This window comes from Bacillus sp. 05T31, assembly GCF_056396725.1.
The window spans coordinates 1-21,344 of the sequence record NZ_JBFTMA010000085.1 but is presented as its reverse complement, the minus strand read 5'-3'; the positions used below and the strand labels follow the sequence as shown (position 1 = coordinate 21,344).

Genomic DNA, 21,344 nt, shown 5'->3' with positions numbered 1-21,344 from the left:
ATCTAGTTTTGAAGGAATATACCTTCATCAGTTTGGTGATGATGGCAGAGAGGTCACACCCGTTCCCATACCGAACACGGAAGTTAAGCTCTCTAGCGCCGATGGTAGTTGGGACCTTGTCCCTGTGAGAGTAGGACGTCGCCAAGCAAAAACCTAAGTCGTTTCGACTTAGGTTTTTTTGTGTTTATTTTTATTTACCGAAGGTTAAAATCCATAAATTTAATAACCCTAAAGACGAAAAAAGAATGAAATAGAGGCAGTTTAAAATAATGGTAATGATTTTTTGTGCTCCGGATTTTTCGAACGCTCTTAAAATAATCCCTAAGAATAGGAAAGATTATTTCTATCATAATAATGAGAGTAGAAAAAATGGGATGATATAAATAACCATTCAATAATTACAGCAATTACTGCGATAGAGAAAAATAAATAGGATAATAGCACAGTTATTTTTTTTCACGGTTATTCCTCCTTAGAAATTAAATCGTTATAATATAAGTTCTATTGATGTATAGAATACAAGAGAGTATATATATTGATTAAAACATACTGAAGTATTATATAAATAGTTATACGTAAAATAGATCTCTAGAAATATATATTCTAATTCCCTTTCCTTCTTGCATATAGTTGCAATTCTTCTTTTGAATATAACTAAAACACGAACGTTATCGATGACTAATAAAAAAACATTCGATTATTTATTGACATTGTTTATGAAATATTGTTAATATAGCCATAGAAACAATAATATATAAGACCTCATATAATCGCGGGGATATGGCCTGCAAGTCTCTACCTAACGACCGTTATTCGTTAGACTATGAGGGAAAGTCACTCGGTATTTTTCTATTCACAAGGGATACGTATGCCTGAGTAGAGCACTTTCTCTCATAGTAAAAGAGAAACTGTTCTATTTCAGGCTTTTTTTATTTGAATCGGGGGGATTCTAATATGAAATCACTAGTTGGAGTCATAATGGGAAGCACGTCAGACTGGGAAACAATGAAATATGCTTGTGACATTTTAGATGAATTAAATATACCGTATGAGAAAAAAGTTGTATCCGCTCATCGGACTCCGGATTATATGTTTGAATATGCAGAAACAGCTCGTGAACGTGGAGTAAAAGTTATTATTGCTGGAGCTGGTGGAGCAGCGCATTTACCAGGAATGGTTGCAGCCAAGACAAATCTTCCTGTAATCGGTGTCCCAGTTCAATCAAAAGCGTTAAACGGYCTAGATTCATTATTATCCATTGTCCAAATGCCAGGAGGGGTTCCAGTYGCAACTGTTGCAATTGGTAAGGCTGGTTCAACGAATGCTGGATTRCTTGCTGCACAAATACTTGGATCATTTCATGATGATATACATGATGCATTAGAGTTGAGACGAGAAGCTATTGAGAAAACTGTGCGTGAAGGTAGTGAGCTAGTATGACGAGAATCATTTTACCTGGAAAAACAATCGGCATTATTGGAGGCGGCCAGCTTGGAAGAATGATGGCGTTGGCAGCTAAGGAAATGGGTTATAAAATTGCTGTTTTAGATCCTACAAAGCATTCACCATGTGCACAAGTTGCTGATGTTGAAGTCGTTGCACCATATGACGATTTAAAAGCAATTCAGCATTTAGCAGAGATAAGCGACGTTGTCACATATGAATTTGAGAATATTGATTATAGATGTTTACAATGGCTTGAAAAACATGCTTACTTACCACAAGGTAGTCAGTTGTTAAATAAAACGCAAAATCGTTTTACAGAAAAGAATGCAATTGARAAAGCTGGGTTACCAGTAGCATYGTATAGATTGGTTCAAAATCAAGATCAACTTACAGAAGCAATTAAAGAGTTATCTTTCCCTTCTGTCTTAAAAACAACGACAGGTGGATACGATGGTAAAGGGCAAGTGGTTTTAAAGAGTGAAGCTGATGTTGTGAGAGCAAAAGAACTTACTAATAAAGCAGAGTGCATTCTAGAAAAATGGGTGCCTTTTGAAAAAGAAGTATCAGTTATTGTAATTCGTAGTGTAAGTGGTGAAACGAAAGTATTTCCGGTAGCGGAAAATATTCATGTAAATAACATTTTGCATGAATCTATCGTTCCAGCCCGCATTACAGAAGAACTTTCTCAAAAAGCAATTGCTTACGCAAAGGTACTTGCGGATGAACTAGAACTTGTGGGAACACTAGCGGTAGAGATGTTTGCTACAGTTGACGGTGAGATTTACATTAATGAATTAGCACCAAGACCTCACAATTCAGGACACTATACACAKGATGCATGTGAAACGAGTCAATTTGGTCAACATATTCGAGCGATCTGTAATTTACCTCTTGGAGAAACAAATTTGTTAAAACCAGTTGTCATGGTTAACATTTTAGGCGAACATATAGAAGGGGTCCTAGGACAAGTGAATAGACTAACCGGGTGCTATTTACACTTGTATGGAAAAGAAGAAGCAAAAGCACAGCGAAAAATGGGGCATGTTAATATTTTAAATGATAATATTGAAGTCGCTCTAGAAAAAGCGAAGAGTTTGCATATTTGGGACCATCAAGAACAACTGTTGGAGGGAAAAAGATGATTAATCGTTATACACGCCCTGAAATGGGTGCGATTTGGACGGAAGAGAACAAATTTAAAGCGTGGTTAGAAGTTGAGATTTTAGCGTGTGAAGCATGGGCTGAGCTTGGCGAYATTCCAAAAGAAGATGTKAAAAAAATTCGTGAACATGCATCATTTGATATTGATCGTATTTATGAAATTGAAAAAGAAACACGTCATGACGTAGTTGCTTTCACTCGTGCTGTATCAGAAACACCAACATTAGGCGAGGAACGTAAATGGGTTCATTACGGTTTAACATCTACAGACGTAGTAGATACAGCGTTATCTTATATCTTAAAACAAGCAAATGAAATCTTGTTAAAAGACTTAGAAAACTTTGTTAGTATTTTAGCTAATAAAGCGAAAGAGCATAAATACACGATCATGATGGGAAGAACACACGGTGTACATGCAGAGCCAACAACATTTGGTTTAAAACTTGGTCTTTGGTATGAAGAAATGAAACGTAACGTAGAGCGTTTCAAACAAGCTGCTGATACAGTTCGCGTTGGTAAATTATCTGGTGCGGTTGGTACATATGCAAATATTGATCCGTTCGTAGAAAAGTATGTTTGTGAAAACTTAGGATTAGAAGCAGCACCAATTTCAACACAAACATTGCAACGTGATCGTCATGCACATTACATGTCAACACTTGCACTAATCGCAACATCTGTTGAAAAGATGGCAGTTGAGATTCGTGGTTTACAAAAGAGTGAAACACGTGAAGTTGAAGAGGCTTTCGCAAAAGGTCAAAAAGGTTCTTCTGCAATGCCGCATAAACGTAATCCAATTGGATCTGAAAATATGACTGGTTTAGCTCGTGTTATCCGCGGTTATATGATGACAGCTTACGAGAATGTTCCGTTATGGCATGAGCGTGATATCTCTCACTCTTCTGCAGAACGCGTAATTTTACCAGATGCTACAATCGCGTTAAATTACATGTTAAATCGCTTTGGTAATATCGTTAAAAACTTAACTGTATTCCCAGAGAATATGAAACGCAATATGACAAGAACATACGGCTTAATTTACTCTCAGCGCGTAATGCTTACACTAATTGACAAAGGTCTGGTACGTGAAGAAGCTTATGATATCGTACAGCCTAAAGCAATGGAAGCTTGGGAAACCCAAGTACAATTTAAAGAGCTTGTAGAATCTGACGAGCGTATTACAAGTAAGTTAACGCAAGAAGAAATTAACGAATGTTTCAATTATGAACATCATATGCAACACGTTGATACAATCTTTGAACGCCTTGGATTAAACGAAGCGTAAAATTTCATATGGCACAGAATAGAGTCATTCTGTGCCATTCTTTATAAAAATATTATTCACATTTTTCAAACTACAGGGGGCTTGCGAAATGCAAAAGCTAGAATTGCTGTATGAAGGTAAGGCAAAAAGAATTTATCGTACAGAAGCAGCAGATATGGTTTGGGTAGAGTACAAAGATAGTGCGACTGCTTTCAATGGGGAGAAAAAAGCGACAATTACAGGAAAAGGTCGTTTGAACAATGAGATTACAACTTTATTGTTCAGAAAGTTACAAGAAGTTGGAATTAAAACACACTTTGTGGAGAAGTTATCTGATACAGAACAACTTGTCAAAAAGGTGAGTATTATTCCATTAGAAGTTGTCACAAGAAACGTAATTGCAGGTAGTCTTTCAAAAAGACTAGGAATGGAAGAAGGAACTGCTCTTACAACACCAATCGTAGAATTTTACTACAAAGATGATGATTTAGGAGATCCACTTGTAACGGAAGATCATATTCGTTTGTTAAATGTTGCAACACCAGAGCAAGTAAGCGTATTACGAGATGCAGCTTTACAAATCAATCAAGTGATGATTGAGCATTTCGCAAGCTGTCGTGTAAGATTAGTAGATTTTAAATTAGAGTTTGGCGTAACAGAAGAAGGGGAAATCATATTAGCAGATGAAATTTCACCAGATACTTGCCGTTTATGGGATGAAACGAGCAATGAAAAATTTGATAAAGATGTATTCCGTCGTGATCTTGGGAATTTAACAGAAGCATATGAAGAAATTTTAAAACGTTTAGGGGGAGCTTCACATGTATAAAGTTAAGGTATATGTAACGTTAAGAGAAAGTGTATTAGATCCACAAGGAACTGCGGTAAAGGGAGCACTTCATAGTCTTTCATTTACAGAAGTACAAGACGTTCGAATCGGAAAATATATGGAATTAACAATTGATAAATCAGTATCTGATCTGGATAGCAAGGTAAAAGAAATGTGTGAAAAATTATTAGCAAACGTTGTAATGGAAGACTTCCGTTATGAAGTTGAGGAGGTTGTCGCACAGTGAAATTTGCAGTCATAGTATTYCCAGGTTCGAACTGTGATGTCGATATGTTCCATGCAATTAAAGATGAGCTTGGTGAAGAAGTAGATTACGTTTGGCACGATAGAGAGAATTTAGATGAATATGATGCAATTTTACTACCAGGTGGATTCTCTTACGGTGACTATTTACGTTGTGGTGCTATTTCTCGCTTTGCTAACGCAATGAAAGCAGTGCAAAAAGCTGCTGAGCAAGGAAAGCCRATTTTAGGAGTGTGTAATGGATTCCAGATTCTTGTTGAATCAGGATTACTACCAGGAGCATTAATGAGAAACGAAAACTTAAAGTTTATGTGCCGTACKGTTCAGTTACGTGTTGAAAATAATGAAACKATGTTTACATCACAATATGAAAAARATGAAGTAATYAATATTCCAATTGCACATGGYGAGGGRAATTACTATTGTGATGAAGCRACTCTTAAACAATTGGAAGAGAATAATCAAATCGCATTCCGTTACGTAGAAAATCCGAATGGAAGCGTTTCAGATATTGCGGGTATTGTAAATGAAAAAGGAAATGTTCTTGGTATGATGCCACACCCAGAGCGTGCTGTAGATGAATTACTTGGCGGTGCTGAAGGGTTAAAAGTCTTTCAATCTATCTTAAAACAGTGGAGGGAAACATATGTCGTTAATGCTTGAGCCAAATCCAACACAAATTAAAGAAGAGCGTATATATGCGGAAATGGGGCTAACAGACGAAGAGTTTGCCATGGTTGAAAAGATTTTAGGCCGTTTGCCGAATTATACAGAAACGGGACTATTTTCTGTTATGTGGTCTGAACATTGTAGTTATAAAAATTCAAAGCCAGTTCTTCGTAAGTTTCCAACGACAGGTGAGCGTGTYTTACAAGGACCTGGAGAAGGCGCTGGAATTGTAGATATCGGTGATAATCAAGCGGTTGTATTTAAAATGGAAAGTCATAACCATCCTTCTGCAATTGAGCCATATCAAGGAGCAGCGACAGGTGTCGGTGGTATTATTCGCGATGTATTCTCTATGGGAGCACGTCCGGTAGCTCTATTAAACTCACTTCGCTTCGGTGAATTACAATCACCACGCGTGAAATATTTATTTGAAGAAGTAGTAGCAGGAATCGCAGGATACGGTAACTGCATTGGTATTCCTACTGTTGGCGGCGAAGTACAGTTTGATCCATGTTATGAAGGAAATCCACTTGTAAATGCAATGTGTGTAGGCCTAATTAATCATGAAGATATTAAAAAAGGGCAAGCACATGGTGCTGGTAATACAGTAATGTACGTAGGAGCATCAACTGGTCGTGATGGTATTCACGGTGCAACATTCGCATCTGAAGAGTTATCTGAAAGCTCAGAAGCGAAGCGTCCGGCAGTTCAAGTAGGGGATCCATTTATGGAGAAACTTCTTATTGAAGCATGTTTAGAACTTATTCAGTCTGATGCACTTGTTGGAATTCAAGATATGGGAGCTGCTGGTTTAACATCATCTTCTGCAGAAATGGCAAGTAAAGCAGGTATGGGTATTGAAATGTACTTAGATGATGTACCACAGCGTGAAACTGGAATGACTCCATATGAAATGATGTTATCTGAATCACAAGAGCGTATGTTAATCGTTGTGAAAAAAGGTAGAGAGCAAGAAATAGTAGATTTATTTGAAAAGTATGGTCTTGCAGCAGTTACGATGGGGAAAGTAACTGAAGATAAAATGCTTCGCTTATTCCATAAAGATGAAATGGTAGCTGAAGTACCAGCGGATGCTCTTGCAGAAGAAGCACCAATTTATCATAAACCGTCAAAAGAAGCAGCATACTTTGCYGAGTTCCAGCAGATGAAAATGGAAACACCAAAAGTAGAAGATTATAAAGAAACGTTATTAGCTCTATTACAACAACCAACGATTGCAAGTAAAGAGTGGGTATATGATCAATATGATTATCAAGTGCGCACTAGCACAATCGTTACACCTGGTTCAGATGCAGCGGTTATACGTGTACGCGGTACAGAAAAAGGATTAGCAATGACGACAGATTGTAACTCTCGCTACATTTATTTAGATCCAGAAGTGGGCGGTAAAATTGCAGTAGCAGAGGCAGCACGTAATATCGTATGTTCTGGCGGGGAGCCACTTGCAATTACAGATTGCTTAAACTTCGGTAACCCAGAAAAACCAGAGATTTTCTGGCAAATTGAGAAATCAGTAGACGGTATGAGTGAAGCTTGCCGCAAGTTACAAACGCCAGTTATCGGCGGGAATGTATCAATGTATAACGAGCGTAGTGGTGAAGCTGTATATCCAACTCCAACTGTTGGGATGGTTGGACTTGTACACGATTTAAAACACGTAACAACACAAGAATTTAAACAAGCTGGCGATTTAGTTTATGTAATCGGAGAGACGAAAGCTGAGTTTGGTGGAAGTGAATTACAGAAAATGATCTATGGAAAAATTTTCGGTCAATCACCAAGCATCGATCTAGATGTAGAATTAAAACGCCAAAAACAAGTACTAGCAGCAATTCAAGCTGGCCTTGTTCAATCTGCACATGATGTTGCAGAAGGTGGTTTAGCAGTTGCAATTACTGAAAGTGCAATTGGTGCTAACGGTTTAGGTGCTACTGTGAAATTAGATGGGGAAGCAACAGCAGTATTATTTGCAGAATCACAATCTCGCTTCGTTATAACTGTAAAACGTGAAAATAAAGAAGCATTTGAGAAAGCGGTTGAAGCAATTCAAGTTGGAGAAGTGACAAATACAAATGAAGTAACAATTCATAATGAAGAAAATGAAGTATTACTTACAGCAAATGTAGATGAAATGAGAAMGGCTTGGAAAGGGGCAATCCCATGCTTRCTGAAATAAAGGGGTTAAATGAAGAATGTGGCGTTTTCGGAATTTGGGGGCATGAAAATGCAGCACAAGTTTCGTACTACGGATTGCACAGTTTGCAGCACCGTGGGCAAGAAGGCGCAGGCATTGTTGTAAATAATGGRGAAAAAATCATCGGTCACAAGGGGTTAGGTTTAATATCAGAAGTGTTTTCAAGAGGTGAGCTAGAGGGATTAAACGGAAAATCAGCAATTGGACACGTACGATATGCAACAGCTGGTGGAAGTGAAGTTGCTAACGTTCAACCATTATTATTCCGTTTTTCTGATCATAGCATGGCGTTAGCTCATAACGGAAATTTAATTAACGCAAAAATGCTTCGTCGTGAATTAGAGGCAGAGGGAAGTATTTTTCAAACAAGTTCAGATACAGAAGTACTTTTACACCTCATTAAGCGTAGTACAAAAGATTCTTTAATTGATAGTGTAAAAGAGGCTCTAAATAAAGTGAAAGGTGCGTTTGCATATCTTTTACTAACTGGAAATGAAATGATCGTTGCGCTAGATCCAAATGGATTCCGTCCTCTTTCAATTGGAAAGATGGGGGATGCTTACGTTGTAGCGTCAGAAACATGTGCTTTTGATGTAGTAGGTGCAACATACATTCGTGATGTAGAACCTGGTGAATTACTTATCATCAATGATGAAGGAATTCACGTAGATCGTTTTACAAATGAAGTAGATCATGCAATTTGTAGTATGGARTACATTTACTTTGCACGTCCRGATTCTAATATTGCAGGTATTAACGTCCATGCAGCACGTAAAAACATGGGAAAACGTTTGGCGGCAGAAGCTCCTATTGAGGCTGATGTTGTTACTGGTGTACCAGACTCTAGTATTTCAGCGGCAATTGGTTATGCCGAGGCAACAGGAATTCCGTATGAGTTAGGATTAATTAAGAATCGTTACGTTGGACGTACGTTTATTCAACCTTCTCAAGAACTGCGTGAGCAAGGGGTTAAGATGAAGCTTTCAGCAGTAAGAGGCGTAGTTGAAGGAAAACGAGTTGTTATGATTGATGATTCTATCGTAAGAGGAACGACGAGTAAACGAATTGTTCGTATGCTTCGCGAGGCTGGAGCGACAGAAGTCCATGTAAGAATTGCTTCACCACCTCTTAAGTATCCATGTTTCTATGGCATTGATATTCAAACGAGAAAAGAATTAATCGCAGCAAATAATTCAATAGAAGAAATCCGTCAAATTATCGGAGCAGATTCTTTAACATTTTTAAGTGAAGATGGATTAGTAGATGCAATTGGACGTCCATATGAAGGGAAATACGGCGGTCTATGTATGGCGTACTTCAATGGAGATTATCCAACAGCTCTTTATGATTATGAGCAAGAGCTTTTAGAAAGTATGAAATAAGAAGAAAAAAGCTTCTACTTCTTTTGATGTAGAAGCTAGCTTCTTTCTTAAAACGGCCCGCCCTGAATAGGGAGAAATTAAAAGACGAGGTGTAGATAACGATGGCGAATGCATATAAGCAAGCAGGAGTAGATATTGAAGCTGGATATGAAGCGGTATCTCGCATGAAAAAACACGTACAAACAACAATGAGAAAAGAAGTRCTAGGCGGTYTAGGCGGTTTTGGAGGTATGTTTGATCTATCAAAATTTGCATTAGAAGAACCTGTATTAGTATCTGGAACAGATGGCGTGGGAACGAAATTGATGCTCGCTTTTATGGCAGATAAACATGACACAATTGGTATTGATGCAGTAGCAATGTGTGTAAATGATATTGTGGTCCAAGGAGCAGAGCCGCTTTTCTTCCTTGATTATATTGCTTGTGGTAAAGCTGAACCTAGTAAAATTGAAAACATCGTCAAAGGTATATCAGAGGGCTGTCGCCAAGCTGGTTGTGCATTAATTGGTGGAGAAACAGCTGAAATGCCAGGAATGTATTCTACGGAAGAATACGATTTAGCTGGTTTTACAGTTGGAATTGTTGATAAAAAGAAAATTGTAACAGGTGAAAAAATTGAAGCTGGTCACGTATTAATTGGCTTAGCATCTAGCGGTATTCATAGTAACGGTTATTCTTTAGTGCGAAAAGTGTTACTAGAAGATGGAGAATTATCTTTAAATCGTATTTATGGGCGCTTAGAACTACCTCTTGGTGAAGAATTATTAAAACCAACGAAAATTTATGTCAAACCTATTTTAGAACTATTGAAGAAAAATGAAGTATACGGTATGGCGCATATTACAGGTGGTGGGTTCATTGAAAATATCCCACGTATGTTGCCAGAAGGAATCGGTGCGGAAATTGAACTAGGAGCTTGGGAAATTCAGCCGATCTTCAGTTTACTTCAAGAAGTTGGGAAACTAGAAGAGAAAGAAATGTTCAATATTTTTAACATGGGTATTGGTATGGTAGTAGCGGTGAAGGAAGAAGATGCAAAAGATATTGTTCGTCTTCTTGAAGAGCAAGGAGAAACAGCTCGTATTATTGGACGTACTGTACAAGGATCTGGCGTTACCTTTAATGGGGGCGCAGCACTATGAGTAGATTAGCAGTTTTCGCTTCTGGAAGCGGATCTAACTTTCAATCTCTCGTTAATGCGGTAGAAGAAAAAAGCTATTACCGAGYTTTCCAGGKAAAGATGCTGTTGGYCAAGCGTTAGAAGCAGGTGTGAAAGTAACTGGAGTAACAATTCATTATGTAGATGCAGGTATGGATACAGGTCCAATTATTGCACAAGAAGCAGTAGTTGTTTCTGAAAGGGATACGAGAGAAAGCTTACAAAAGAAAATTCAACAAGTTGAACATAAATTATACGTAAATACAGTGAATCAAATTGTTCAGTCTGTGAAAGAACCAACTGTTAACTAACATACAACCAGGGGTGAAGGATAAATGAAAAAGCGCGCATTAGTAAGTGTTTCAGATAAAACAGGAGTAGTAGAATTTGTTAAAGGGTTACTTGAACAAGGGATTGAAGTTATTTCAACAGGTGGTACGAAAAAATTACTAGAAGAAAACGGCTTACAAGTAATTGGTATTTCTGAAGTAACTGGTTTCCCAGAAATTATGGATGGCCGTGTAAAAACATTACATCCAAATATTCATGGTGGTCTATTAGCAGTTCGTGATAATGAAAYGCATGTAGCGCAAATGAATGAATTAGGTAYTCAACCAATTGACTTTGTTGTTGTTAACTTATACCCATTTAAAGAAACAATCGCTAAGCCTGATGTAACATTTGCTGATGCAATTGAAAATATTGATATCGGTGGCCCAACAATGATTCGCTCTGCTGCGAAAAATCATAAATTTGTATCGGTAATTGTAGATCCAGTAGATTATGATGTTGTATTAGYAGAACTGAAAGAGAACGGTGAAGTAACAGAGGAAACGAAACGTAAATTAGCAGCGAAAGTATTCCGTCATACAGCAGCATATGATGCGTTAATTTCTAACTATTTAACAGAGCAAATGGGCGAAGAAAGCCCTGAAACAATAACGGTGACATTTGAGAAAAAACAAGATTTACGCTATGGCGAAAATCCACATCAAAAAGCGACATTCTATAAAGCGCCATTCGCAGCAACCTCTTCTGTTGCATACGCAGAACAATTACACGGTAAAGAATTATCTTACAACAATATCAACGATGCGGATGCAGCACTTAGCATCGTGAAAGAATTTACAGAACCAGCAGTAGTAGCGGTAAAACATATGAATCCATGTGGTGTTGGGGTAGGAACTGATATTCATGAAGCATACACACGTGCTTATGAGGCAGATCCAGTATCAATCTTTGGAGGTATTATTGCGGCAAATCGTGAAATTGATAAAGCTACAGCTGAAAAGTTACATGAAATTTTCTTAGAAATTGTTATTGCTCCTTCGTTCTCACAAGAAGCTTTAGAAGTGTTACAAAGTAAGAAAAACTTGCGCATACTAACTGTAAATATTGAAAAAGCAACAAGTGCAAGTAAAAAACTAACTTCTGTACAAGGTGGTCTTCTTGTTCAAGAGGAAGATACGTTATCATTAGATGAAAGTGCGATTTCAATTCCAACGAAACGTGAACCATCAGAGCAAGAGTGGAACGATTTAAAACTAGCTTGGAAAGTTGTAAAACATGTGAAATCAAATGCGATTGTTTTAGCGAATGATAACATGACAGTTGGTGTAGGTGCGGGACAGATGAATCGTGTAGGTTCTGCAAAAATCGCAATTACACAAGCTGGCGAAAAAGCACAAGGTAGCGCACTTGCATCTGATGCTTTCTTCCCAATGCCAGATACAGTAGAAGAAGCAGCAAAAGCAGGAATTACAGCAATCATTCAACCAGGCGGATCGATCCGTGATGAGGATTCTATTAAAATGGCAGATGCGTATGGGATTACTATGGTGTTCACTGGCGTACGTCATTTCAAACACTAATAGAGGATGTTAAAAAAGTCCGGTCAAGATAACTGTCGCATGTCGTCGTTGCAATGCCAGTGCGGTACTCATGTAGGAAAGCTACACTCCGTGTCCTCCTGGCAAATGCGCCTCGACCTGCTCGGTTCTCTTGATCCTCCTTTTTAAACTTTTATTGATATGAAAACAAACTAGGAGCATAGCTTCTAGTTTGTACTTATTTAATTATTGGGGGATGGAATATGAATGTTTTAGTAATTGGCCGTGGTGGACGTGAGCATGCTTTAGCTTGGAAATTTGCACAATCTGAAAAGGTAGAAAAAGTATATGTAGCGCCAGGTAATGAAGGTATGCGAGATGTTGCAACACCAGTTGATATTGATGAGAATGATTTCGATGCATTAGTCTTATTTGCAAAAGAGAAGAATGTTGAATTAACTTTCGTTGGACCAGAGATTCCACTTATGAACGGAATCGTGGATCGTTTTAAGGAAGAGGGCCTTCGTGTATTTGGTCCTAATAAAGCAGCTGCTGTTATTGAAGGTAGTAAAGCTTTTACAAAAGAGCTTATGGAAAAGTATGATATTCCAACTGCGGCATATGAAACTTTTACAGACTATGAAGAAGCAGTAAAGTATATTCAAAAAGTTGGTGCACCGATTGTAATTAAGGCAGATGGKTTAGCTGCTGGTAAAGGTGTAACRGTAGCAATGACGCTTGAAGATGCATTRCAAGCTGTGAAAGAAATGCTRCAAGATGTGAAATTCGGTGAAGCAAGCAAGAAGGTCGTTATTGARGAGTTTYTAGATGGACAAGAATTTTCATTAATGGCATTYGTAAATGGAACAACCGTACATCCGATGGTAATTGCTCAAGATCATAAACGMGCTTTTGAYGGGGATAAAGGTCCAAATACAGGCGGAATGGGTGCATATTCTCCAGTACCACAAATTCCAGAATCAGCAGTTCAAGAAGCGATTCAAACAGTATTACACCCAACTGCCAAGGCGATGATTGCAGAAAACCGTTCGTTTACAGGTATTTTATACGCAGGTCTTATTTTAACGAATGATGGTCCAAAGGTAATTGAATTTAATGCACGCTTTGGTGATCCTGAAACAGAAGTTGTATTACCTCGCTTAGAAAATGATTTAGTTGATGTATGCAACTCTGTGTTAGATGAAAGTGAACTAACTTTACAATGGTCAGAAGATGCTGTTATCGGTGTTGTACTTGCTTCTAAAGGATATCCAGAAGCGTATAAAAAAGGTGAAATTATTAACGGATTAGATGCACTGCAAGATGTGATTGTTTTCCATGCGGGGACAGTAATGAAACACGGTGATTTTGTAACAAACGGTGGCCGTGTATTATTTGTTGCTTGCAAGGCGAATAGTTTACAAGAAGCGAAAGATAAAGTATATAAAGAAATCGGTAAAATTGAGAGTGATGGTCTATTTTACCGAAGTGATATAGGATATCGTGCAATTGGGCATGAGATGAYGARAAGCTAATGTATAAAAAATCCCGCTGATTTCTCAGCGGGATTTTTTATGCATCTTTATCTTTYTTCAATTTYCCTTTTTGCTTTGCCATTTCTCGAAGTAAATACTCGATGTGTGCATTGACGCTACGAAACTCATCATTCGCCCATTTTTCGATGACTGCGTGTAATTCAGGATCAATACGTAATGGAAAGCTTTTCTTTTTGGCCATAATCACTTACAACCTTTAGTATAGGCTTCCTGTATTAATAACTGGTTGCGCACCTTTATCTGAAACGATGGCAACTAATAAATTGTTCACCATATTTGCTTTACGCTCGTCATCGAGTTCCAGTACGCCTTCTTCATCTAACATATGGATTGAATCTTTCGCCATCTTCACAGCACCTTCAACAATCTCTTTTCTAGCAGCTAATACTGCTTTTGCTTGTTGACGYTGRAGCATTGCATGGGCAATTTCTGTTGCGTAAGCTAAATGTGTTAAACGAGTTTCTAATACTTCTACGCCAGCGATTTCAAGTCGTACTTCTAACTCACGCTTTAATTCTTCAGAGATCTCTTCAGTATTTCCTCGTAACGTGATGCAAGTTTCATCTTGGAAATTATCATAAGGATATTTTGTAGCAACGTGGCGGATTGCTGTTTCACTTTGAATTTCTACGAATCGATCGTAATGCTCAACACCAAACATTGCTTTTGCGGAATCAACAACTTTATATACGATAACGGCTGCAATTTCAATTGGATTGCCCTCAACATCGTTTACTTTTAATTTCTTACTGTTAAAGTTTTCAACACGTAAAGATACAGTTTGACGAAAMGCGAATGGAATTGTTAAAAATAAACCATTTTGACGAATTGTTCCTAAATAACTACCGAAGAACGTAATAACTTTCGCTTGATTCGGTTGAACGATACCGATACCTGTAGCTAAAACAGATGCTAATATGAGAGCTAAAATAGCTATTACAAACATTTCTTGTACAAGGCAAAATACACCGATAGCGGCTAAAACTAGGTTTACACCTAATTTTCTGAATTTTATTGTTTGATATCTTTTATGTACGTTTTAAGGGTGAAAAACGAGAATGTACGTTCTGTTTCGTGGTAAAATAAAGAAGACTTAGCTGCCCACTGCAGCAGCTAAGTCCCTTTGAGAGCATCTTGCATCGTGACAAATGATTCAAAGCGGTTTTGCCAGGATTAATTCTTCAATCGCTGACTCAATCTCTTTGTCAGAAGTGTCATAACTTCCATCTGACTTTGACTTTGGCTTGTCATGACTGGAAGCTGAATTAACTTCTTCTTTATTATGTCCTTTTTCAGTGAAATTCATGCTAGGCATTTTAAATGCGCTCATATTCATATATTTTCCAAACTTACAGGCTTCAACAATAGGGCAGAAACGAACGATTCCCTCCGCAATTTTCATGGCACCAATCCATAGCAAAACTTTAGACCAAGTGCACCAAGGTTTACGTACGAGTTTAGCTGTACTACAACCGAAGAGGATGAGTCCGAGTGTGATTCGAATTAGAGCACTAATTGTGCCGATGTTTTGCTTCATTAGAAAAACACTCCTTTTTAATTAACTTCGAAATAGAAAATACTATTTCATTTGTTAGTATTCCGTATAAGTTTTTTGATATGTAATCCAACATTTGACGTTGAAAAAGATGTTGGATTGGGCGTGTGTGTAGGTAGTTTTTTTTGTTATAATGAAAGAATGCGTAAAAGGAAGTTCAAAAAGTCTGGTAAAGATAGCTGTCGCATTTCATCGTTGCATACGCCAGTCCGGTAAAGATATAGCAAGGAATGTAAAAAATCTTGATAAAAATTAACTGTTATTTTGAACAGAAATTATATAACTAGAGAAAAGAAAGGGTGTTTTCATGTACGATATTTCCAAATGGAAACATGTATTTAAGCTTGATCCAAATAAGGAGTTAAGTGACGAACATTTAGAAATGATTTGTGAATCTGGAACGGATGCTGTTATTGTAGGCGGAAGTGATGGAGTGACAATTGATAACGTATTACACATGCTAGTTAGCATTCGTAGATATGCAGTGCCTTGTGTGTTAGAGGTTTCTGATGTGGAGGCAATTACACCAGGATTTGATTTTTATTACATCCCAAGTGTTTTAAATAGCCGAAAAGTAGAATGGGTAACAGGTGTTCATCATGAGGCATTGAAAGAATTTGGRGATATTATGGACTGGGACGAAATTTACATGGAAGGGTATTGTGTTTTAAACCCAGAAGCGAAAGTAGCCCAGCTTACAGATGCAAAATGTGATTTAACAGAAGATGATGTTATTGCATATGCGCGTTTAGCAGACAAGCTATTACATTTACCGATATTCTATTTAGAATATAGCGGGACGTATGGAGACATTGAGCTTGTTAAAAATGTAAAAGCAGAATTGAAACAAGCTAAGCTATATTATGGCGGTGGTATTTCTAATGCAGAACAAGCGAAAGAAATGGCACAGTATGCTGATACAGTAGTTGTTGGAAATATTATTTATGATGATATAAAATCGGCATTAAAAACAGTTAAAGCAGTAAAAGGAGAGTAGGTGCAGGCACATATGAGTACGACAGATAAGTTATTAAATGGTTTAAATCCGCAGCAACAAAAAGCAGTACAAACAACAAATGGAGCACTTCTATTAATGGCAGGCGCAGGTAGTGGGAAAACACGTGTGTTAACACACCGTATTGCATATTTACTTGGTGAAAAAGGTGTGGCGCCATGGAATGTACTAGCAATTACCTTTACAAATAAAGCTGCTCGTGAAATGCGTGAGCGTATTGATAAACTTGTTGGACCAGAAGCAGAAGATATTTGGATTTCTACGTTCCACTCTATGTGCGTACGTATTTTACGACGTGATATTGACCGCATTGGTATTAATCGTAACTTTACAATCTTAGATTCAGGTGATCAGTTAACTGTAGTAAAAAAAATTATGAAGGAGCGCAATATTGACCCGAAGAAGTTTGAGCCGCGCTCTATTTTAGCGGGTATTAGCAATGCGAAAAATGAACTGTTATCTGCAGATAAATATGCAAAAAAAATTACAACCGCTGATCCATATGAAAAATTAACGAGCGATGTATATACAGAATATCAAAAACGTCTTTTGAAAAATAACTCATTAGACTTTGATGATTTAATTATGACGACGATTCAGCTATTTGAACGTGTTCCAGAAGTACTAGAGTTTTATCAGCGTAAATTCCAATATATTCACGTTGATGAGTATCAAGATACGAACAAAGCTCAGTACCTTCTTGTTAAACATTTGGCATCACGTTTTAAAAACCTTTGTGTTGTTGGTGATTCGGATCAGTCTATTTACCGCTGGCGCGGGGCTGACATTTCTAACATTTTGTCATTCGAAAAAGACTATGAGAATGCRCAAGTTATYYTGTTAGAACAAAAYTATCGTTCATCACAAAATATTTTAAATGCAGCTAATGCTGTAATTGAAAAAAATTCAAACCGTAAACCGAAGAAATTATGGACAGAAAATCAAATTGGAAGCAAAATCTCGTATTATCGTGCTGCAACCGAAAAGGACGAAGCGTATTTTGTTGCGAAAAAAATTCGTGAYGATATTCAAATGGGGAACCGAAAATATACTGATTTTGCAGTGTTATATCGTACAAATGCCCAGTCTCGTATGATTGAGGAGATTTTCCTAAAATCTAATATCCCTTACAAAATTGTCGGCGGTACTAAGTTCTATGATCGTAAAGAGATTAAAGACATTTTGGCGTACTTACGTTTAATTGGGAATCCAGATGATGAGATTAGTTTTGCACGTATTATTAACATGCCAAAGCGCGGGATTGGTGCGACTTCTATCGATAAAATTATTAATTATGGTGTGCAAAACGGAATCTCATTAACTGCTGTATTTGATGAGATTGAGCATGTTGGTGTAAGTGCAAAAATAACAAAAGCAGTAAAAGAATTCGCAAGTTTATTACACAACTGGGTAAATATGCAAGAGTATTTATCTGTTACAGAATTAGTAGAAGAAGTTATTGAAAAGACAGGCTATCGCGATATGCTGAAAAATGAGCGATCTTTAGAAGCAGAAGGTCGTTTAGAAAACTTAGACGAGTTTTTATCTGTTACACAAACATTTGAATCCCAAAGCGAAGATAAGAGCCTTGTTGCATTCTTAACAGACTTAGCTCTTGTTGCTGATATTGATCGTGTAGATGAAGATCCAACTGCTGGTGAAGAAGTTATTTTAATGACGATGCACTCAGCAAAAGGATTAGAGTTCCCAGTTGTCTTTATTGTTGGCTTAGAGGAAGGGATATTCCCGCATACTCGTTCTCTTATGGAAGAGGATGAAATGCAAGAAGAGCGTCGTCTTGCCTATGTAGGTATTACTCGTGCAGAAGAAGAGCTATACTTATCCAATGCTCAAATGCGTACTTTATTTGGTAGAACAAGTATGAATGCAGCATCTCGATTTATTACAGAAATTCCGGCAGAATTAGTAGAACCATTAAACGAAACAGCACCGAAGCGTGAAACTTCGTTTGGTGCAAARGGAAGAACGACAAGCGCAACTACAACACGTTCTCGTTCAGCTTTCGCGCGTCCGGCTGTTAAGACGACAGGTGGCGAGCAAATTGGCTGGGGAATAGGCGATAAAGCWGCTCACCAGAAGTGGGGAGTCGGTACAGTTGTAAGTGTAAAGGGTGAAGGTGATTCAAAAGAATTAGATATTGCATTCCCAAGCCCAATTGGTATTAAACGTTTATTAGCAAAATTTGCACCTGTGACGAAACAATAGGAAAGGACTGAGGATATGTCAAAAGAGATAGCCAAAAAACGTATAGAAGAACTGCGTGATTTGTTAAATACATTTAACTATCAATATCACGTATTAGACAATCCTTCTGTTTCTGATGCGGAATATGACCGTGATATGCAGGAGCTTATAAAATTAGAAGCAGAGAACCCAGAGTTTATGAGTGAAGACTCTCCCTCCATTCGCGTTGGGGGGACTGTTCTTGATATATTTGAAAAGGTAACGCATAAATCACCAATGTTAAGTTTAGGAAACGCGTTTAATGAAGGAGATTTGCGTGATTTTGATCGAAGAGTACATCAGGGAATTGATGATGCGAATGTAAGATATATATGCGAATTAAAAATTGACGGACTTGCTGTTTCACTTCATTATGAAAAAGGGCGCTTCATTCAAGGAGCAACACGTGGTGATGGTATAACGGGTGAAGATATTACCCAAAACTTAAAAACGATTAAAGCTATCCCGCTGCGTTTAAATGAAGAAGTAACGTTAGAAGCACGAGGCGAGGCTTATATGCCGAAGCGTTCATTCGTTAAATTAAATGAAGAAAAAGAGCAAAATGGTGAAGATGTATTTGCGAATCCACGTAATGCGGCAGCAGGATCGATACGCCAACTTGATCCGAAAATTGCAGCGAAGCGTAACTTATCTATGTTTGTGTATGGTCTTGCTAATGTAGAAGAAAAAACAATTCCATCCCACAGTGAATCACTGGATTTCTTAGGTGAGCTTGGATTTAAGACGAATCCAAATCGTCGTACATGTGAAACAATTGAAGACGTAATAGCCTATGTAGAAGAGTGGCAAGAAAAACGCCCGCATCTTGATTATGAGATTGACGGAATCGTTATAAAAGTAGACGATGTTGCTATTCAAGAAAGCTTAGGAACTACAGCAAAGAGTCCAAGATGGGCAATAGCTTATAAATTCCCAGCTGAAGAAGTTGTGACGAGATTAACAGGGATTGAATTAAGTGTCGGCCGTACAGGAGTTGTAACACCAACTGCAGAGCTGGAGCCAGTGCGAGTAGCCGGAACTATTGTCCGTCGTGCTTCTTTACATAACGAAGATTTAATTCGTGAAAAGGATATTCGAATTGGTGACTACGTTGTTGTGAAAAAGGCTGGAGATATTATTCCTGAAGTTGTGAACGTTATTTTTGATAAGCGTACTGGTGAGGAAGAAGAATATCATATGCCAACGCATTGTCCAGCATGTGAGAGTGAACTTGTTCGTTTAGAAGAAGAAGTAGCACTTCGATGTATAAATCCGACTTGCCCAGCTCAAATTCGTGAAGGATTAATCCATTTCGTTTCAAGAAATGCAATGAATATTGATGGACTTGGAGAACGTGTAATTACACAACTCTTTGATGCGGATTATATTCGTACGTTTGCTGATTTATATTCATTGACGAAAGAGCAATTATTAGAGCTAGAACGTTTCGGTGAAAAATCAGCAACAAATTTAGTCCAAGCAATTGAGAATTCTAAGGAAAACTCATTAGAGCGATTATTATTCGGTCTTGGTATTCGCCACGTCGGTGCGAAAGCCGCACGTACATTTGCTGAGCATTTCGAAACGATGGATGAGCTTGTGAAAGCGACGGAAGAAGAATTAAAAACAATTAATGAGATTGGTGAAAAAATGGCTCAATCCGTTGTAACGTATTTCGATAATGAAGACGTATTAGAGCTATTACAACAATTTAAAGAGTATGGCGTGAACATGGCATACAAAGGTATAAAAATTGCTGATTTACAAAATGTTGAATCGTACTTTGCAGGAAAAACTGTCGTCTTAACAGGGAAATTAGAAGTTATGGGACGCAGTGAAGCGAAGAAGAAGATTGAGGCATTAGGTGGAAAAGTAACAGGAAGTGTTAGTAAAAGTACGGATTTAGTTGTTGCTGGTGAAGCTGCTGGTTCGAAATTAGCGCAAGCAGAGAAGCACAATGTTGAAGTTTGGAATGAAGAGAGGTTCTTACAAGAGCTGAATAAGTAAGAGGTGCAAACTTACGATGAAAAAAATAGCGTTAGCGGTATTAAGTCTTAGCCTACTTGTAAGTGGGTGTAGTATGGGTTCCAATAAAGATGAAAAAGCAGTTGAGAAATCGGGGAAAGCGAAAGRACAAGCAGTTATCCCGAAATACTCCATTTCGGATGAATATTATAAGACAACGGTTCAATTTGATCCAGGTAAGGCACGTGGTTTAGTTGTACAAGGTTTAAATAGTCGTCTAGATGTAGATGAATTTGAAACAGGATTAATGCGCATTGCCAAAGAGTCGTTTAGTACGAAAGATTATTTCTTTAAAGGCGGAAAGTTTCTAGAGGCTCAAGATATACAAATGCTTGTAAAAAGAAAGCGTACAGATGCTGAACAAAAAGAGCTAGAGGATAAGTTGAAAAAAGATGCAGTTAAATTTCCAAATATCGGACTGAATCCAGCCTTAAGTGAAGGTTCGGAGTCACTAGAAGTGAAAAATAAAAAAAATCCAATGTATATCTCAAATATTTTAGAGCATGATTACTACGTACAAAAAGGTGGGAACGATGCTGAACCTGATGGCATTGTAATTGGATTAGCGATGAATTCTGTTCAATATTATGAGGAAGAGCATGGTTATCCGCGTGAGGCTGCAATTCCAGATGTAAAAATGTTAGCTGAAGGGAAAAGAATGGCACAAGAAATATTGAAATTCATGCATCAAAAAGACGCTGCGACAAAAAATGTTCCGATAACATTTGCAA

At 37.8% G+C, this 21,344-nt stretch carries 18 protein-coding genes, 1 rRNA gene, 2 pseudogenes and 1 riboswitch; of the genes and pseudogenes, 17 read left to right on the top strand and 4 right to left on the bottom strand.

What is annotated here, in order from left to right:
- Positions 1-31: 31 nt before the first annotated feature.
- A 5S ribosomal RNA gene (gene rrf / locus AC1DJR_RS08260) occupies positions 32-147 on the top strand.
- Between the two features lie 43 nt (positions 148-190).
- On the opposite strand, the pseudogene AC1DJR_RS08255 reads toward rrf, so the two are convergent.
- A pseudogene (locus AC1DJR_RS08255) lies at positions 191-444 on the bottom strand (hypothetical protein).
- 298 nt (positions 445-742) lie between these two features.
- Positions 743-844: riboswitch (purine riboswitch) on the top strand.
- 110 nt (positions 845-954) lie between these two features.
- On the opposite strand from AC1DJR_RS08255, the gene purE reads away from it, so the two are divergent.
- From purE to purD, 12 genes and pseudogenes are all read left to right on the top strand, one after another.
- The gene (gene purE / locus AC1DJR_RS08250) at positions 955-1,440 is read left to right on the top strand and encodes a 5-(carboxyamino)imidazole ribonucleotide mutase (RefSeq protein WP_002167058.1); all 486 of its coding nucleotides are present in this window, start codon (positions 955-957) and stop codon (positions 1,438-1,440) included.
- Positions 1,437-2,588, top strand: a complete 1,152-nt coding sequence (gene purK, locus AC1DJR_RS08245; protein WP_477002368.1) for a 5-(carboxyamino)imidazole ribonucleotide synthase — start codon at positions 1,437-1,439, stop codon at positions 2,586-2,588. The genes purE and purK overlap by 4 nt, the downstream gene beginning before the upstream one ends.
- Positions 2,585-3,892: an adenylosuccinate lyase gene (gene purB, locus AC1DJR_RS08240; RefSeq protein ID WP_002139387.1), complete on the top strand. Its 1,308-nt coding sequence runs from the start codon at positions 2,585-2,587 to the stop codon at positions 3,890-3,892. Before purK ends, purB begins: the two co-directional genes overlap by 4 nt.
- A gap of 88 nt (positions 3,893-3,980) precedes the next feature.
- Positions 3,981-4,700 (top strand): phosphoribosylaminoimidazolesuccinocarboxamide synthase, encoded by a 720-nt coding sequence (gene purC, locus AC1DJR_RS08235; protein WP_002029482.1) that lies wholly within the window; start codon positions 3,981-3,983, stop codon positions 4,698-4,700.
- Positions 4,693-4,947 (top strand): phosphoribosylformylglycinamidine synthase subunit PurS, encoded by a 255-nt coding sequence (gene purS / locus AC1DJR_RS08230; RefSeq protein ID WP_000278823.1) that lies wholly within the window; start codon positions 4,693-4,695, stop codon positions 4,945-4,947. Before purC ends, purS begins: the two co-directional genes overlap by 8 nt.
- On the top strand, positions 4,944-5,627 hold the full coding sequence (purQ, locus tag AC1DJR_RS08225) for a phosphoribosylformylglycinamidine synthase subunit PurQ (RefSeq protein WP_477002367.1): 684 nt from the start codon (positions 4,944-4,946) through the stop codon (positions 5,625-5,627). Before purS ends, purQ begins: the two co-directional genes overlap by 4 nt.
- Positions 5,611-7,830: a phosphoribosylformylglycinamidine synthase II gene (purL, locus tag AC1DJR_RS08220; RefSeq protein WP_477002366.1), complete on the top strand. Its 2,220-nt coding sequence runs from the start codon at positions 5,611-5,613 to the stop codon at positions 7,828-7,830. Before purQ ends, purL begins: the two co-directional genes overlap by 17 nt.
- Entirely contained in the window at positions 7,815-9,230 is a 1,416-nt protein-coding gene (gene purF, locus AC1DJR_RS08215) for an amidophosphoribosyltransferase (RefSeq protein ID WP_477002365.1), read from the top strand. Before purL ends, purF begins: the two co-directional genes overlap by 16 nt.
- 101 nt (positions 9,231-9,331) lie before the next feature.
- Complete coding sequence (purM, locus tag AC1DJR_RS08210) at positions 9,332-10,372, top strand: phosphoribosylformylglycinamidine cyclo-ligase (protein WP_477002364.1); 1,041 nt, start codon at positions 9,332-9,334, stop codon at positions 10,370-10,372.
- Between the two features lie 73 nt (positions 10,373-10,445).
- Positions 10,446-10,700: pseudogene (gene purN, locus AC1DJR_RS08205) on the top strand (phosphoribosylglycinamide formyltransferase); the annotation flags it as partial.
- Between the two features lie 24 nt (positions 10,701-10,724).
- A complete protein-coding gene (gene purH, locus AC1DJR_RS08200) occupies positions 10,725-12,260 on the top strand; it encodes a bifunctional phosphoribosylaminoimidazolecarboxamide formyltransferase/IMP cyclohydrolase (RefSeq protein ID WP_477002363.1) in 1,536 nt (511 codons plus the stop codon).
- A gap of 221 nt (positions 12,261-12,481) precedes the next feature.
- The gene (gene purD, locus AC1DJR_RS08195) at positions 12,482-13,753 is read left to right on the top strand and encodes a phosphoribosylamine--glycine ligase (protein ID WP_477002362.1); all 1,272 of its coding nucleotides are present in this window, start codon (positions 12,482-12,484) and stop codon (positions 13,751-13,753) included.
- 37 nt (positions 13,754-13,790) lie between these two features.
- Here the strand turns inward: purD and AC1DJR_RS08190 are convergent, their stop codons facing one another.
- The 3 genes from AC1DJR_RS08190 to AC1DJR_RS08180 all read right to left on the bottom strand — a co-directional run bounded on the left by AC1DJR_RS08190 (position 13,791) and on the right by AC1DJR_RS08180 (position 15,311).
- Positions 13,791-13,955: a type II toxin-antitoxin system antitoxin gene (locus AC1DJR_RS08190; protein WP_001085171.1), complete on the bottom strand. Its 165-nt coding sequence runs from the start codon at positions 13,953-13,955 to the stop codon at positions 13,791-13,793.
- Positions 13,956-13,970: 15 nt separating this feature from the next.
- Positions 13,971-14,789, bottom strand: a complete 819-nt coding sequence (locus tag AC1DJR_RS08185; protein ID WP_477002369.1) for an SPFH domain-containing protein — start codon at positions 14,787-14,789, stop codon at positions 13,971-13,973.
- Positions 14,790-14,927: 138 nt separating this feature from the next.
- Positions 14,928-15,311, bottom strand: a complete 384-nt coding sequence (locus AC1DJR_RS08180) for a YgaP family membrane protein (protein ID WP_002124877.1) — start codon at positions 15,309-15,311, stop codon at positions 14,928-14,930.
- Between the two features lie 325 nt (positions 15,312-15,636).
- On the opposite strand from AC1DJR_RS08180, the gene pcrB reads away from it, so the two are divergent.
- The 4 genes from pcrB to AC1DJR_RS08160 all read left to right on the top strand — a co-directional run.
- Positions 15,637-16,326 carry a heptaprenylglyceryl phosphate synthase gene (gene pcrB / locus AC1DJR_RS08175; protein ID WP_002124878.1) on the top strand — a complete coding sequence of 230 codons (690 nt, stop codon included), beginning with the start codon at positions 15,637-15,639 and terminating at the stop codon, positions 16,324-16,326.
- Positions 16,327-16,338: 12 nt separating this feature from the next.
- The gene (pcrA, locus tag AC1DJR_RS08170) at positions 16,339-18,570 is read left to right on the top strand and encodes a DNA helicase PcrA (protein ID WP_060748969.1); all 2,232 of its coding nucleotides are present in this window, start codon (positions 16,339-16,341) and stop codon (positions 18,568-18,570) included.
- A 15-nt stretch (positions 18,571-18,585) separates the two neighbouring features.
- Complete coding sequence (gene ligA, locus AC1DJR_RS08165; protein ID WP_060748965.1) at positions 18,586-20,595, top strand: NAD-dependent DNA ligase LigA; 2,010 nt, start codon at positions 18,586-18,588, stop codon at positions 20,593-20,595.
- 16 nt (positions 20,596-20,611) lie between these two features.
- A partial coding sequence (locus AC1DJR_RS08160; RefSeq protein ID WP_477002361.1) for a CamS family sex pheromone protein occupies positions 20,612-21,344 on the top strand: 733 nt, incomplete at its 3' end.

Bases quoted from the DNA above. Each gene is read 5' to 3' on its own strand.
- ligA (WP_060748965.1), top strand. From the start codon at position 18,586: ATGTCAAAAGAGATAGCCAAAAAACGTATAGAAGAACTGCGTGATTTG.
- AC1DJR_RS08180 (WP_002124877.1), bottom strand. From the start codon at position 15,311: ATGAAGCAAAACATCGGCACAATTAGTGCTCTAATTCGAATCACACTC.
- purC (WP_002029482.1), top strand. From the start codon at position 3,981: ATGCAAAAGCTAGAATTGCTGTATGAAGGTAAGGCAAAAAGAATTTAT.
- purS (WP_000278823.1), top strand. From the start codon at position 4,693: ATGTATAAAGTTAAGGTATATGTAACGTTAAGAGAAAGTGTATTAGAT.